At 72.2% G+C, this 15,109-nt stretch carries 12 protein-coding genes; 4 read left to right on the top strand and 8 right to left on the bottom strand.

Translation table 11 applies throughout. From position 1 onward, the window contains the following. Positions 1-1,467 (top strand): ketol-acid reductoisomerase (locus P1P70_RS27155; protein WP_413471556.1); only part of this gene is annotated, 1,467 nt, incomplete at its 5' end. Between the two features lie 18 nt (positions 1,468-1,485). Here P1P70_RS27155 and P1P70_RS27150 read toward each other — a convergent pair. Both P1P70_RS27150 and P1P70_RS27145 read right to left on the bottom strand, forming a co-directional pair. Then, entirely contained in the window at positions 1,486-2,055 is a 570-nt protein-coding gene (locus P1P70_RS27150; protein WP_319242189.1) for an ATP-binding protein, read from the bottom strand. A 271-nt stretch (positions 2,056-2,326) separates the two neighbouring features. Further along, on the bottom strand, positions 2,327-2,650 hold the full coding sequence (locus P1P70_RS27145; RefSeq protein WP_184898104.1) for a hypothetical protein: 324 nt from the start codon (positions 2,648-2,650) through the stop codon (positions 2,327-2,329). Between the two features lie 359 nt (positions 2,651-3,009). Here P1P70_RS27145 and P1P70_RS27140 point away from each other — a divergent pair, with 359 nt between their 5' ends. Further along, entirely contained in the window at positions 3,010-4,134 is a 1,125-nt protein-coding gene (locus P1P70_RS27140) for a PLP-dependent cysteine synthase family protein (protein ID WP_319242187.1), read from the top strand. 110 nt (positions 4,135-4,244) lie between these two features. Here P1P70_RS27140 and P1P70_RS27135 read toward each other — a convergent pair whose 3' ends face one another. Continuing rightward, positions 4,245-5,078 (bottom strand): DeoR/GlpR family DNA-binding transcription regulator, encoded by an 834-nt coding sequence (locus P1P70_RS27135; RefSeq protein ID WP_319242185.1) that lies wholly within the window; start codon positions 5,076-5,078, stop codon positions 4,245-4,247. A 291-nt stretch (positions 5,079-5,369) separates the two neighbouring features. On the opposite strand from P1P70_RS27135, the gene P1P70_RS27130 reads away from it, so the two are divergent. Continuing rightward, the gene (locus P1P70_RS27130; RefSeq protein WP_413471555.1) at positions 5,370-7,886 is read left to right on the top strand and encodes a hypothetical protein; all 2,517 of its coding nucleotides are present in this window, start codon (positions 5,370-5,372) and stop codon (positions 7,884-7,886) included. On the opposite strand, the gene P1P70_RS27125 is transcribed toward P1P70_RS27130, so the two are convergent. The 5 genes from P1P70_RS27125 to P1P70_RS27105 all read right to left on the bottom strand — a co-directional run bounded on the left by P1P70_RS27125 (position 7,883) and on the right by P1P70_RS27105 (position 14,223). Then, the gene (locus tag P1P70_RS27125; protein ID WP_319242181.1) at positions 7,883-9,379 is read right to left on the bottom strand and encodes an alpha/beta hydrolase; all 1,497 of its coding nucleotides are present in this window, start codon (positions 9,377-9,379) and stop codon (positions 7,883-7,885) included. The genes P1P70_RS27130 and P1P70_RS27125 overlap by 4 nt on opposite strands. 99 nt (positions 9,380-9,478) lie before the next feature. Beyond that, positions 9,479-11,917, bottom strand: a complete 2,439-nt coding sequence (locus tag P1P70_RS27120) for a right-handed parallel beta-helix repeat-containing protein (protein WP_319242191.1) — start codon at positions 11,915-11,917, stop codon at positions 9,479-9,481. A gap of 111 nt (positions 11,918-12,028) precedes the next feature. After that, on the bottom strand, positions 12,029-12,652 hold the full coding sequence (locus P1P70_RS27115) for a hypothetical protein (protein ID WP_319242179.1): 624 nt from the start codon (positions 12,650-12,652) through the stop codon (positions 12,029-12,031). 254 nt (positions 12,653-12,906) lie between these two features. Continuing rightward, positions 12,907-13,731: an MOSC domain-containing protein gene (locus tag P1P70_RS27110; RefSeq protein WP_319242177.1), complete on the bottom strand. Its 825-nt coding sequence runs from the start codon at positions 13,729-13,731 to the stop codon at positions 12,907-12,909. 54 nt (positions 13,732-13,785) lie between these two features. Further along, positions 13,786-14,223 carry a DUF6643 family protein gene (locus P1P70_RS27105; RefSeq protein ID WP_319242175.1) on the bottom strand — a complete coding sequence of 146 codons (438 nt, stop codon included), beginning with the start codon at positions 14,221-14,223 and terminating at the stop codon, positions 13,786-13,788. Between the two features lie 315 nt (positions 14,224-14,538). On the opposite strand from P1P70_RS27105, the gene P1P70_RS27100 reads away from it, so the two are divergent. Then, positions 14,539-15,109: TerD family protein (locus P1P70_RS27100; protein WP_319242173.1), on the top strand; the 571-nt coding region annotated here is incomplete at its 3' end.

Here is a 15,109-nt window from a genome sequence, read left to right as displayed (position 1 = left end):
TCCGCCACCCCCGCCGCCTCCACCGTCTTCGCCCTCGAAACCCTGGACATGCCCGGCGGCACCGAGACCGTCCTGCGCGGCGGCCGCCATCTCTTCCCGCTGCTCCCCGAGGCCTTCGCCGGGGTGCGTCGCATCGGGGTCGTCGGCTGGGGGCCGCAGGGCCGGGCCCAGGCCCGCAACCTGCGTGACTCCCTCGCCGGCACCGACATCACGGTCGCGGTCGGACTGCGCCCCGGCTCCGCCTCGGCCGCCGATGCCCGCGCCCACGGTTTCACCGAGGCGGACGGCACCCTCGGCGACTGGCTCGCCGTCACCGCCGAGAGCGATCTCGTCATCCTTCTGATCGCCGACGCGGCACTCGCCGCCCACCACCGGGAGATCTTCGCCGCCCTGAAACCCGGCGCCACCATCGGCCTCTCCCACGGTTTCCTCCTCGGCCACCTCCGGGCGACCGGCGGCGACTTCCCGCCCGGCCACGGTGTCATCGCCGTCTGCCCGAAGGGGATGGGCGACTCGGTCCGCCGCCTCTACGAGCAGGGCGTCGAGATCAACGGCGCCGGGATCAACAGCAGTTACGCCGTCCACGCCGATCCCGACGGCCACGCGACCGACCGCGCCCTCGCCTGGTCGGTCGCCCTGGGCTCCCCGTACACGTTCCGCACCACCCTCGAGAGCGAGTACCTCTCCGACATCGTCGGCGAGCGCGCCCTCCTGCTCGGCGCCGTCCACGGCATCGTGGAGAGCCTCTACACCCGCCACCGGCTCGCCGGCGACGACGAGGTGACCGCGTACGAGCGTTCCTGCGAGAACATCACGGGCCCGATCGCCCGCACCATCTCCCGTGCCGGGCTCGGCGCGGTCCGCGAGGGCCTCGACGCGGACGGCCGGGACGTCTTCGACCGCGCCTACACGGCCGCCTACGGACCCGCCTGTGAGATCGTCGGGGAGATCTACGACGAGGTCGCCGACGGCACCGAACTGCGCAGTGTCGTCCTGGCCGAAGGCCGCCTCGGCGCCCGCCCGATGAGTGAGATCGGCGGTTCACCGATGTGGTCGGCGACTGCCCGGGCGCACGCCCGCCGGGGAGAACGCGACCTGCCCGTCGACCCGTTCACCGCGGGCGTGTTCGTCGCCACCATGACGGCGCAGATCGACGAGTTCGTCGAGCGCGGCCACCCGTGGTCGGAGATCGTCAACGAGTCCGTCATCGAGGCCGTCGACTCCCTCCTGCCCTACATGCGTGCCCGGGACATCGCGTACATGGTCGACAACTGCTCCCGCACGGCCCGTCTCGGCGCCCGCCGCTGGGGCCCCCGCTTCCAGGCCGCCTACACGCAGATCGCCTACCCCGCCGCCGAACACCCCGCCGACGAGGCCCTGTTGGCGTCCTTCGCCGCCCACCCCGTGCACCAGGCCCTGGCGGCCGCGGCGAAGCTCCGGCCGTCGGTGGACATCTCGGTGGCCTGAGGGGTGGTCACCGCCCGGTCAGCCTGCGACGGCCGACCGGGCGGGAGCGTGTTCGGACCTGTGCCCACGCGTGGCGGGCCTGCGTCCGGTGTCGAACGGCTGCGCGGTGTCGAGCGTCAGCCCGGTGCCGAGCGTCAGGCCGGTGTCGAGCGTCAGGCCCGTGTCGTACGGCGAGATCTTCGGTACCGCGGCCGAGGACGCCGGCAGGGTGAACCACACGACCTTCCCCGTCTCGCCGTGCGGCCGCACACCCCAGCTCTCGCTCACCGCGGCGACCATCGCGAGCCCGCGGCCGCAGGTGGCGAAGGGATCCGCGTCCTGGACGACCGGGAGGCGGGGGTCGTGGTCGTGCACCGAGACCGTGAGCCGGCCGAGGAGCAACTCCATCTCCACGGTGCACGTCTTGTCCGGTTCCGCGTGCCGGTGGACGTTGGACAGCAACTCGGTCACCCCGAGTGCGGCCCGCTCTATCAAGGGATCCAGATGCCAGTAGCGCAATTGCGCAGATACGATTCTGCGGACCTGGCCGATCCGCGACGGCAGGGCTTGGAGCTCCACCGTGCAGTGCCTGCTTTGCTGGCTGATCACGGCTGCGACTCCCCGAATTGAGTCCGGAAGAAGATCGGAGTACGGATCCAGCGAGGTGGCTGGGCGAAAAACGCCGCCTGCTGTGGTGCGGCCGCCTACGACTGCCGCCTGGGGCGGAGGCAGGAGCCGCCGCCTGCTCGTGGGGTGGCTGTCGGCGACCGCCGCCCGCTGACGTGGCCGGCGGGCTGGTTCGCAGCGTTATCGCCGGTAAACCCAGAGTGACGTGAGACCAGAGTGACTCAGGGGGCCCGGTCCCGCAACTCGCGGTTCGTCAGCCGCTGCGACCGGCCGCCCTGCGCACCGCCTCTATGAAGCGGCGCGCGGACGGTGGGCCGGGCTTGCCCGGAGCGGGGTCGTGCTCGTTCAGCGTGAGCGTGTAGCGCGTGCCGTTGACATCGGCCAACGCCCGGTCCTCGTTGGCGAACCAGGGCTTCGAGGCCCGGACCGCCTGGACCGGCGCGCTGTCGATCTCGCTGCCGTAGCTGGTGAGCAACTGCAGTCGGCCGTCCTCGATCCGGACCTGCCCCGCCCGGGTGAGCTGTCGCAACCTCTTCCCGATCCGCACGCCCGTGGCCGTGAACTCCGGCTCGGCCATGTACCCCGCCCCCTAGTGCGCTTCGGCTGTGCCCTGTCGTCGTCTGATCCGTCGCGGACCGTGATCCAGTGTGCCCGAGGTCGCCTCCCCCTGGACGGCTCCGGCGGCGTCGACTCGGCCCGTGCGGTGAAGTCTGCACGTCCCCCGCGTCGAGCACCAGTGCGCACGGTGGACCGGGGGCGGGGTTCCGGCGCATGCGCGGCATGCGCCCCCCATGCGCCCCGCGCATCCTCGCCACAGGAGTGCCTTTGAGGGGCCCAAAGGCATGTTTATGCAGGTGAGAAGCGTGCGGATGGTGTCTATCATCGGGACGTCCGACGCCGCGATCCGCCGTCGGCGCACTGCCTGAGGAGCATGCCGTGAGCACCGCCCACCCCACTCGTCCTGGCGCCACCCTCGACGTCGATCACAGCGACACCGAGTACCGCGGCTGGCTCAAAGAAGCCGTCCGCAAGGTCCAGGCCGACGCCAACCGCTCCGCCGACACCCACCTGCTGCGCTTCCCCCTGCCCGAGAGGTGGGGCATCGACCTCTATCTGAAGGACGAGTCGACCCACCCCACCGGCAGCCTCAAGCACCGCCTCGCCCGCTCCCTCTTCCTCTACGGCCTGTGCAACGGCTGGATCCGGCCGGGCCGGCCCGTCATCGAGGCCTCCAGCGGTTCCACGGCCGTCTCCGAGGCGTACTTCGCCAAACTGATCGGCGTCCCCTTCATCGCCGTCATGCCCCGCACGACCAGCGCCGAGAAGATCCGTCTGATCGAGTTCCACGGCGGACGCTGCCACTTCGTCGACGACTCACGGAAGATGTACGAGGAGTCGGCCCGTCTCGCGGTGGAGACCGGCGGCCACTACATGGACCAGTTCACCTACGCCGAGCGGGCCACGGACTGGCGGGGCAACAACAACATCGCCGAATCCGTCTTCCGCCAGCTCCGCCTGGAGCGCTTCCCCGAGCCCGCCTGGATCGTCGCCACCGCCGGGACGGGCGGCACCTCCGCGACCATCGCCCGCTACGTCCACTACATGCAGTACGACACCCGCATCTGTGTCGCCGACCCGGAGAACTCCTGTTTCTTCGAGGGCTGGACCACCGGCGACCCGGACGTCACCTGCGACTGCGGCTCCCGCATCGAGGGCATCGGCCGCCCCCGAATGGAGCCCAGCTTCGTCCCCGGCGCCGTCGACCGCATGATGAAGGTCCCCGACGCCGCCAGCGTCGCCGCCGTCAGAGCCCTGGAGAACGCGATCGGCCGCAAGGCCGGCGGCTCCACCGGCACGGGCCTGTGGAGCGCCCTCAAGATCGTCGCGGAGATGGTCGCCGAGGGCCGCCGGGGCAGCGTGGTCACCCTCCTGTGCGACCCGGGCGACCGCTACCTCGACAAGTACTACTCGGACGAGTGGCTGGGACAACAGGGCCTGGACATCGAGCCGTACGCGACGGCGATCGACAGGCTGCTGACGACGGGCGAGTGGACGGACTGAGGGCGCCCCTTCACTGCCGGCCACAGCCGCGCCCCTGCAAGGGGCGCGGGGAACCGCGCGACCAGCCACACTCGACCGCGGTCACAGGCCGTCCTCACTCACAACGCTGCTCAGTCGTCCGAGGCGTCGTCGAAGTCTTCCCCCGCCACCACCAGCCGCCGCAGATGCTCGGAGATCTCCGCCCGCGCCTGCGCGGGCAACCCCGCGTCGGTCACCAACGTGTCCACCTGCTCCAGCGCGGCGAACGAACTCAGCCCCACCGTCCCCCACTTGGTGTGGTCGGCCACCACCACGACCCGCCGCGCCGACTGCACGAGACGCCGGTTCGTCTCGGCCTCCGCCAGGTTCGGCGTCGACAGACCCGCCTCGACCGATATCCCGTGCACACCCAGGAAGAGCACATCGAAGTGGAGCGCCGCGATCGCCTGGTCGGCCACGGGCCCCACCAGCGAGTCGGACGGCGTCCGCACCCCGCCGGTGAGCACGACGGTCGCCGCACCCTGCCGGGGGCCCGTCGTGCGCTGGGCGGCATGGAAGACGTCGGCGACCCTCACCGAATTGGTGACCACGGTCAGATCCGGGACGTCCACGAGCCGGTGCGCCAGCGCGTACGTCGTCGTCCCGCCCGACAGGGCGATCGCCGAACCCGGCGCCACCAGCTCCGCGGCCGCCCGCGCGATGTCCTCCTTGGCGGTCAGCTCCAGCCCGGACTTCGCCTCGAAACCAGGCTCGTGCGTGCTCGCCTCGGCGACCGGCACCGCGCCGCCGTGCACCTTCTCCACCGCGCCCTGACGGGCCAGCGCGTCCAGATCGCGACGCACGGTCATGTCCGACACACCGAGTTTGCGCGTCAGCTCGTTGACCCGGACCCCGCCCCGCCGTCGTACCTCGTCGAGGATCAGGGCTCGGCGCTGCTCCGCGAGGAGGTTCTGGTTCTCACTCACGCTCGCTCCGGTCCTCTCGCCCCATCACGCCCGACACGCCTTCCCTACCCCCTCCGACAAGGACATTTCCCGTCCCCGGTCCCGAGGACGTCCCATATTCGCACGCTCCATCACCGCTGACGCCATTCCTTGCACAGTCGCGTGCACGTCACGCCCCGTTTCTCGCGCCCGCCACTATCACACGGATCGGGGAGATTCGGTGATCACAGGTGTATGACGTCCGATCAGGGGCGATCATGAGTGCCTGCACATCACACCTGACTTGTGGCGCCTCACGGGGGAAGCGGAACAGTGGATCGTGCGAGGGAACATACGACACATACGGAACCCGGGGAACATCCAGCATCGCAGGACGACGGCCGACACCCGTATTCCGGCCGTTCCACGACGGACGGGACCGCCCTCGAACTCCTGGTCCACGGGGTCGGCGGCACCACCCCCGAACGCATGCTGGACGATCCCCGCACGGTCCGCGTCACCGGCGACGACACGGCCGCGGTCTTCCGGCGCATCGACGACGCCGACGCGGAGAAACGTCCCGCCGACTACCGTGGCAGGCCCGTCCCCGAGGCCTACGTCTGGTGCAACCTCACCTCCGGGAACAGCTCGCGCGCCCTGTGGCTGTTGCTGCTGCCGTTCATGGTCGTCAACCTCGCCCATTGGATGCGCCCCAGCACCCGCGGCCGTCGACGCACGGTACGCCTCTACGGCCTCCTCGTCCGCCTGACCGGACTGACCCTGACCGTGCTGCTCGTCGCGGCGGCCTGCGAGGTCGCGCTCGACCTGACCGCCTGGCAGTGCGCCGGCGCACGCGCGTGCGCGGAGGCGCACACGTGGCTCGGCTTCCTCTCTCCCACCGTCTCCGACGGCGGCTGGTGGAGCCGGCCCGGCCGCCGCCTCGCCGTGGCGGCCCTGGTGCCCACCGCGCTGACGGGTCTCCTCTGGTACCTCTCGCACCGCACCTGGAGCGAGTACGAGTCCCAGCGCCCCATGGACCGCGACGACGACCGGCCCGAGGATGAGAAAGAGGCACCCGACGCACCCGAGGCCGGCGCCGCGACACCCATCGCACCCGACGTCGAGGACACGGCCCGCGTCGCACTCGGCCGGCCCGGCTTCTGGTACGGGCGCCGCCTCGTCGCCAGGCTCCGCGCCGCCCACGCGGCGGCCGGGTTCCTGACCGTCGCGGCGGCCGTCGGCACCCCGGCGGCCGACCACGACCGCCGAGCCGGCGGACCGGCCCTCCTGGACCTCCTGGGCTGGCTGCTGAACTCGGCACTCGTGCTCCTGGCGGTGAGCGTCGTCTGGGTGGTCTGCCGCAGAGGTCGCAGCGAGCGGCGCCTCGACCAGCACCTCGACGAGAACCTGGTCCGCCGCCTGCCCGCCTGCTCGATCGCCGTGCTCGTCCTCGCCGTGGTGTACGCGGGGTGGTCGCGCCCCGGCTGGAGGTCGACGGGCCGGCTGCCGGGCGACCTGGCCTTCGGCGGGATCACCCTGGTGCAGAGCCTCCTCGTCATCGCGCTCGGTGTGGTCGCCCACACCCTCTACCGCTCCCGCCCCGACCCGCGCACCGCCATGTACGGCCTGGCCGGCCCCGCCGTCGCGATGCTCGCCTGCGCCCTCGGCGGCGTGATGTCCGCCGGTGTCGCCCAGCGGGTGGCCGACTGGCTGGGCGGCACCGAGGACGCCCTCTCCGGCCCACCCGTCCTCCTGACCTGGCAGGCCTCCGTCATCCCGCCCCTCCTCCTGGTCCTCCTCGGCCTCCTGGGCTGGCTGACCCGCCGCACCTGGGTCCTGCGCGCAGCGGAGACGGCGGCGGTGGAGCGGGAGTACGGCCTGGCGGGAGAACGGCCTCAGGAGCAGGGCATGGGACGACCGGGCCCGGACGGAGGGCCGGAACGGGACAGCGCGCCGCCCTACGAGGAGCAGGAGGCGCAGGACGCCGGGCGCACCCGGCGCATCGCGCGCACCCGCGCCATGGCGGCCCTCACCGACCGCGCGCCCCGCATCGTCGCCGTCACCTCCGCCGTGACCCTGCTGCTCGGCGCCGCCGCCCTCACCGGTGCCCTGGTGACGGGCGAGACACCGGCGAAGGCGGCGCACGGCTCGTACGACTTGATCGCGGGGGCCGCGCACACCGCACAGGCACTGGGGTCCTGGCTGATCGGCGTGGGGTTCCTGCTGTTCGTCACCTGGGGCCGCCGGGCCTACAAGGACGCCTCCGCGCGGCGCACGATCGGCATCCTCTGGGACGTGGGCACCTTCTGGCCCCGCGCCGCACATCCGTTCGCACCGCCCTGCTACGCCGAGCGGGCCGTCCCCGACCTGACCTGGCGCATGGCCACCTGGACCCGCACCACCGGCGGCCGGCTCGTCCTCTCCGGCCACTCCCAGGGCAGCGTCCTCGCGGCGGCCGCGGCATGGCAGCTCACCCCGTCGGTCCGCCGCCGCGTCGCGCTGCTCACCTACGGCTCACCGCTGGAGCGGCTGTACGGGCGCTGGTTCCCCGCCCACTTCGGCCCCGAGCCCCTCGCCGCCCTCCACCGCGAGGTCGACTGCTGGCGCAACCTGTACCGCCGCACCGACCCCATCGGCGGCCCCGTGCGGCTGACGAGCCGGCACGGACCGCAGGTCGACGCCGAGCCCTTCACGGACCCACTTGCCTACGGCCGCACCGGCGCCCACCCGTTGCCCGCCCCGATCCTCGGCCACTCCGACTACCAGGCGGACCCGGCCTTCGTGGCCGAACGCAAACACCTGCTGGACCGACTCGGCACCGAACTGCCGGGCCCGCGGACCTCGGCCTAGTCCGGGCAGGTGACATCCCGCGCGGGGCGTTCGCCCGTGGTCAGGAACACGGTCACGGCGCGGTTGCCGCAGGCGTTGCCCGTGCCCAGGTAGACGCCGTGACCGCCCCGCTCGACCGTGACGAGCCGCGCCCGGTCACCGAAGGCCCGACGCATCCGCAACGCGCCGACGTACGGGGTGGCCGGGTCCCGGCGGTTCTGGATCATCAGGATGTTGGACGGTCCCCGGTCGGTGAGCCGGGTGGGCTTGTCGACGGGGGTGTCCTTCCAGAAGGCGCAGGGGAGAACGTTCCCCGGCAGGCCGGCGGTGAGCGGATACCGCGCCCGGTTCGCGGCCACCGCCCGCTCGTACCCGGCCACTGACCGAGGCCAGCGCACATCGTTGCAGATCACGGCCATCGTGACGGCGGCGTCCTCGTCGCCGAGCGGTCCGGCGACCTCCGGCGGCAGCACCGGAGTAGCGCCCGGCGTCATGGCCGCCCGCATCAGCCCCGCCAGCCGGGGGAACGAGGCGTCGTTGTAGAGCGAGTCGTACATGACCTGCCGTAGCAGGTTGCCGGTGAGCGGCACGCCCGGTGTCGTCGACGCCCTCGGGGCGCCGTCCAGCTCCGCCGCCAGGGAGAGGAACAGCGGACGGACCTCCTCGGCCCGCCCCGCGAGCCGCAGGCCCTCCGCGTCCCGGGCCGGATCGGCGGCCCAGGCCGCGAAGTCCGGGAACCGGTCCTCCGCGCCGACCGCCATGTTCGCCACCCACGCCCTCTCGACCCGGCGGGGATCGGGGTCGTCGTTGCTGTCCAGCACCCAACGGTCCGTGCGCTGTGGGTACTTCTGCGCGTACACGGCGCCGACATAGGAGCCGTACGAGATGCCGTACGCCGACAGCTTTTCCTCGCCCAGGGCCTGCCGCAGGCGGTCGATGTCGCGTACCTCGTTGGCGGTGCTGAAGCTGCGCAGCACCGCACCGCCGTTGCGGGCGCACGACTCGGCGGTGCGGCGGGAGCGGGCGACGTTCTCCGTGATGGAGCCGTCCGGCGCGGGCCAGGGTCGCAGCGTCACCAAGTGCCGGTCTGCGGCGGGGAGTTCACAGGACGCCCGGGTGCTGGCGCCTACGCCACGAGGATCGAGGCTCACGATGTCGTACGCGGCGCCGAGTTCCCGGCGCAGCGCCTCGCCCTGCCGGGTGAGTCTGGCGATGCCGGAGCCGCCCGGGCCACCGGGCAGCACGAGCAGGGTGCCGCGCCGGGCCGCGGGGCGTTCGCTCGGCAGCCGGGACACCGCGATGCTCAACAGGGGCCCGTCGGGGGTCCGGTAGTCGACCGGTACGTTCAGTTCGGCGCACTCCTGCCCGGCCGGACCGCCGGGCTGGGCACACGGGCGCCAGGCGAGCGACGGTAAGGACGAGGCGGCGAGGGCCGGGGGAGTGGCCGTCAGCACGGTGCCGACGACCGAGGCGGTGAGCGCGAGGACCAGGGCGTTCCGGGTGCGAGCTGTCATGGCCCCATGCTGTCCAAGGGGCCACTGCCGCCCCATCCGGCAGACCGGTCACTCGGGGGTGGGGCTTGCCCCCGCCCCGCAGACCTGCCGACCCCCGGCCTACGGCAGCTCCGGCAGGTCCTCCGCGAACAGCAACGTCAGGTCGTCCGTGCTCGGTTCGTCGACCTGGGCCACCCGGCTCGCGTGCCGCTCGACCATCGCCTCGAAGGTCTGCCGCGCGGTACGGCCGTTGCCGAAGGCCGGGCCCTTGGGGAGGGCGGTGAAGTACTTCAGCAGGCCGTCTCCCGCGCCCGGCGCCAGCCGGTACTCGTGCTCCTCGGCCTGCTGCTCCACGATCCGCAACAACTCGTCGGGTACGTAGTCGTCGAAGGTGATGGTCCGTGAGAAACGGGACGCCACACCGGGGTTGACGGTGAGGAAGCGCTCCATCTCGGCCGTGTAGCCCGCCACGATCACCACGACCGCGTCGCGGTGGTCCTCCATCAGCTTCACCAGCGTGTCGATGGCCTCCTTGCCGAAGTCCCTTCCCGAGTCCTCCGGCGACAGCGCGTACGCCTCGTCGATGAACAGCACACCGCCACGGGCCCGTTCGAACGCCTCCTGGGTGCGGATGGCCGTGGAGCCGATGTGCTCGCCGACCAGGTCCACCCGGGACACCTCGACGAGATGGCCCTTCTCCAGGACGCCGAGCGAGGCCAGGATCTCGCCGTAGAGGCGGGCGACCGTGGTCTTGCCGGTGCCGGGGGAGCCCGTGAACACCAAGTGCCTCTTGACCGACGCGGCCTTGAGGCCGGCCTGCTGGCGGCGGCGGCCCACCTCGATCATGTCGGTGAGGGCACGGACCTCGCGCTTGACGCTGTCCAGGCCGACCAGCGCGTCGAGTTCGCCGAGGACGGCCTTCGAGGTCCGCGTCGACGGCTCGGGCTCCACCGGGGGTACGGCGGCCGGTGGCTGTTCGGTGGTGCGCTGCCCCGGGATCGAGCCCAGCAGACCGGGCGACTGGGCCGTGGTCTGCGTGGCCGTCTCCCGGGTGGCCGGGGGCCGCACGCCCGCGCTCTCGTCGCTCGCGCAGTCCTCGACGACCGGCCCGCCTCCGGCGGTGCCGGGGCCGCCGTCCGCGAACTCGTAACCACCGCGCGCGCAGCGTTCCGTACGGCATTTACGCAGGGTCGACCGGCAGCCGTCGATGATGTGGAAGCCGTAGCCGCCGCTGCCCGTGACCCGGCAGTCGAGGAAGCTGCCGCGGCCCTCGGCGGAGACGTAGAAGCCGGCCTCGGCCGGCGAGGTCACCGTGCAGCGCTCGATGGTCGGGTCGGCGCCCTTGGTGACGATCACGCCGGTCTGGGTGCCGTCCACGGTGCAGTTGTTGAGGGTGCCGCCGCTGCCGTGGTCGCGGAACCAGGCGCCCGTCGCGGCGTCCCGGATCCGGCAGTCGTCGAGCTGCGCGGTGGCCCCGTCGCTCACCGACACCGCCGTGTTCCGCACCTGCGACAGATCGCTGTCCACGACGTCCGCGCGCGAGCCCCGGTCCAGCACGAACAGGGCGTCCGGCACGTCGTGCACCCGGCAGGACTCCAGCACGACCGTCGCGCCGTCGCTGACCCAGACCGCCGGGTAGTCGCCGGTGCTGTCGAAGATCTCGCACTGGTTGGCGTCCACCCGGGTGCCCGGGTCCCACACCGACAGGCCGTTGCGCCCGAACTGCCGGACCGAGGTGCGGGTCAGCGTGAGGACCGAGCGCGAGCGCAGATCGACCGCGTTCTCCGGGATGTCGTGGATGCGGCAGTCCGCGAGGGTGAGCACCGCGTCCGTGTCGAGCGTGACCCCGTCGGCCGTGGTCCGGTGCACATCGCAGTCGGTGAGATGGGCCGTGGCCCGCCCGGTGATCTGCACACCGCTGCCGCGCACCTCGTAGACCTCGCAACCGACGGCCTCCAGCGCGGAGTTCTCCCCGGTCGCCGTCAGACCGGAGCCCGAGGCGTGATGGATCCGGCAGCGCTCCAGCCGGGGGTGGCCGCCGCCGCGCACCGCGACTCCGGCCTGGCCGGCCGCGACGACCTCGCACTCCTCGAACACGCCCCCGCCGCCGTCGACCACGGCGATACCGATCCCGGCCGGGTTGTCGACCGTGCAGCGGCGGACCGTGGGGCGGGCGCCGCCGCGTACCTCGATGCCGGCCGCGGAGCGGGTGACGATCCGCAGATCCAGCAGTTCGGGGGTGCCCTCCTCGACGAGCAGTGCGGGCGCCGCCGCGTCCTGGCCCTCCACGTGCAGGTCCTGCACGACGGCCGAGGCGGAGACGGTCAGCGGTACGCCGTCGGCGGGCGCGATGCGCACCGAGCCGGGCGAACCCTCGGGGCCGCGCAGCGTGACCCCGCGCCGCACCACGAGGTTCTCCCGGTACGTGCCCGGAGCGACGATGAGCACGTCGCCGTCGCTTGCGGCCTCCAGGGCCGCGGCGAGCGACGAGTACTCACCCGTGCGGCGCCGCCACCGCGATGTACCGGTGTGCGTCACCTGGACCGTGCCCTGTGCCATGGCGTTGCTGTGCCCCCACCTCGTGGAACGCGGGTCGATGCCGAACAGTTCGGCTGGTCGGTCCACCGTAGCGTGCGCGGGCAGGGGGAGTTGACCGGAGTGCGAAGGCGGTCAGCTGCCCGCGCCCGTCCTGCCCCAGTCCGGCCCGGCCTTGTCCCATGCCTGGTCCCAACGGGTGTAGCGGTGGCGGATCATGCGCCAGACGATCAGCCGTCTGACGCCCTCGACGAGTCCCGCGGCGAGCACCGTGGCGCCGAATCCGGCCAGTACCGCGTGGGTCGTCGCGGTGGCGGTGTCCAGGGGGCGGCCCACCGTACGGCCCTGGTCGTCCGTCCACAGCGTGAAGTGGTCGCCGGGCTGCGGGGTCTTGAGGTTCGCCATGACCGTACCGTGGCGCGGGGTGCCGTCCGGGCCGGTCCAGTCGGCGACGACCCGGCTCTGCCGGTCGCGGGTCGTCGCGGTCTCCGGATCCGGGTCCAGGGGGGAGCCGTCGACCTTCTTGACGACCGTGGCCGTGACCCGGTGACGGCTCTGCTGCTGGTCCCGCACGGACTGCTGGAGGGCGCTCTGGGCGGAGGTGCCGACGACGGCGCCGATCAGCGGCGCGGCGACGAGGATCAGCAGCAGGGCCGCGAACGCCAGCCAGGCCTCGACCAGATCGGTCGTCCGCCGCAGCGGGTTGTGACGCCAGCGCCACAGCCCGCCGAACGCCCGTAGTCCACCGATCGCCCGCACTCGCCCCACACCCCCTTACGCGCCCGTGACAGCCCCGGTCGGGGCCGGCCACACGCGGTCCCGGTCGGGAGAGAGGGAAATCACCCTCCGGCCGGCCTTCTCATGAACTTCTCACAGAGACCCAACGGTCGGGGCCAGGCCGTGTGTTCCCTGTACACGAACCGAATCGTAGGCCGAATCGTAGGCGATTGAATTTTCAAGAGGGGGTCGGGGGTTCTCTCAGGACCGCCCAGAACTCATCGGGATCGAACTCGCTATTCGAGCACCCGCACCGGATCGCCGACCCGCACCGTGCCCGGGGATTCCGGGACGAGGTTCTGCCCGAAGACCAGCGTGTCCCCGAAGCGACGGTGGCGGGCGAGGGTGCGCAGCGGCTCACGACCACGCTCGGCGGTGTCCTGGTCGGTGGTGGTCACCACGCACCGGCCGCACATCTTGGCGACCCGGAAGCGCACCTCACCGATGGCGACGCGCCGCCACCCGTCCTCGGCCCAGGCGTCCGTGCCGTCGACGACCACGTTCGGCCGGAAGCGGCTCATGGGCAGCGGGCCCTCCTCGGCGTGGTCGCCCCGTGCGACCAGGTCGTTGAGCGCGTCCATCGAGGCGAGTGCGGTGAGCAGCAGAGGGTAGCCGTCGGCGAAGCTGACGGTCTCGCCGGGGCGGGCGTACTCGGGGTCGATCGGGCGCCGCTTCGCCGGGTCGTCGAGGTGCACGAGGCGTACGGGGACGCCCAGGTAGTCGCTGAACCAGCTGTGCGCCGCGACGTCGGCGGGGACCGCCTCCACCTTGTCCCGCCAGATCTCCACGGTGGTCGTGTCGGTGGGCGCGGGCACCGGGACGGTGAGGGGCTCGCGGCCGGGTGCGGACAGCAAGAGGCCGCCGCCGGGCAGCAGCCCGGCGGCGGCCAACGCCATACGCGGATGCGGACGTTGAGTGATGACCTTGCCCGAGTCGTCGACCAGCACCCAACGGCGGTCGCCCGCCAGCCCCCAGGGCTCCACGACGGCCTCGTCGGGGGCGAAGCCCCGGGCCGCCTTCAGCGGGTGGACATGGATCGAGTGCAGTGACGGATTCCCCATGGGGTCATCCTGCCAGCAGGCTGTGACAACCCCACGCGAAACGTTGCAGATGCCTCAGTACCCGCGGTACTGCTGGCCGTTGTACGGGTCCTGCTGGTACGGGGCCGCGGGGGCCGGGCGGGGTGCCGCCGGGCGCATGGCCTCGTAGCCCGCCATCGGACGTTGTTGTTGCTGCTGCGGCTGGGCGCCGGGGTAACCACGCGGACCCGCGGACTGCTGCGGGATGTACGCGTTCGGCGCCTGCTGGAGCGGCGAGGGCTGCTGGGCCTGCGGATAGCCGTAGGCGGGCTGGGAGGGACCGGCCGGCAGCGCGGGCAGCGCCGACGGGAGGGCGGGCAGGTTGCTGCCCGGCATGTCGTACGCGGCGGGTACCCGGATCGGGGCGATCTGAGGGGTTCCCCGCTCGGCGACGAGAGAGTCGTAGATCGGGGTGTCCGCGAAGGACGAGGCGGAGTAGTAACCGCCGCCGTAGGTGGAGCGGGGGGAGGTCATGGCACATAAGTTAAGCCCACGATGTGCTGGTTGGGGAGACCGATAAGAGGGTTGTTTTCCGTGTCGGCAGTGACGCCGGATCCCCAATGCGAGCGAACTCGGCGAAAAAGGGCAGCAAAGCGCGTACTGATCGTGTAAAAGCCGAGTTCCTGGTGGGTTACCGACGGTTGACCAAGGATCTTTCGGTACGGGTTCTGGGGCATCGGGGCCCCGGGGGAATAGGTTGGGCCGACAACGGATCCGGCCGGATCCGACGGACCGCGCGGGACGCGGCCAGGTGACGATCTTCTGGATGACCATCTGATGGGGGCGGACATGTCAATGCCGAAAGGATCGAACACCGCGGTGCCGACGACCGCGCTGCGCGTGGAAGTGGGCCGGCGCTCCGGCCCGGGCGTGCCCGACGCGGACGCCTCGGCGCTGTTGCTCGTCGGTGGAAAGGTGCGCTCGGACGCCGACTTCGTCTTCTACAACCAGCCCGCCCACTCCTCCGGCGCGGTCCGGCACGAGGGCAAGCGGGACGCCGACGGCCAGGTGACCGACGCGCTCCTCGTCGACCTCGCGCGCGTGGAGCCCGCCATCGAGACCGTGGTGCTGGTCGCCTCGGCGGACGGCGGCACCTTCGGGCAGGTGCCCGGACTGCACATCCGGGTGCTCGACGAGCGGGCGGGCACCGAGATCGCCCGCTTCGACAGCGCGGACGCCGGCACCGAAACCGCTTTCGTCCTCGGGGAGTTCTACCGTCGTCAGGGCGCATGGAAGTTCCGCGCCGTCGGCCAGGGCTACAGCACCGGGCTCGAAGGCCTCGCCACCGACTACGGCATCACGGTGGACGAGCCCCAGCAGACGGCCGCACCGACGCCCGCGCCGGTGGCGGCTCCCGCCC

Source organism: Streptomyces sp. MB09-02B (assembly GCF_033794485.1).
Taxonomy (GTDB): domain Bacteria; phylum Actinomycetota; class Actinomycetes; order Streptomycetales; family Streptomycetaceae; genus Streptomyces.
This window is presented reverse-complemented; position numbering and strand designations above follow the sequence as displayed.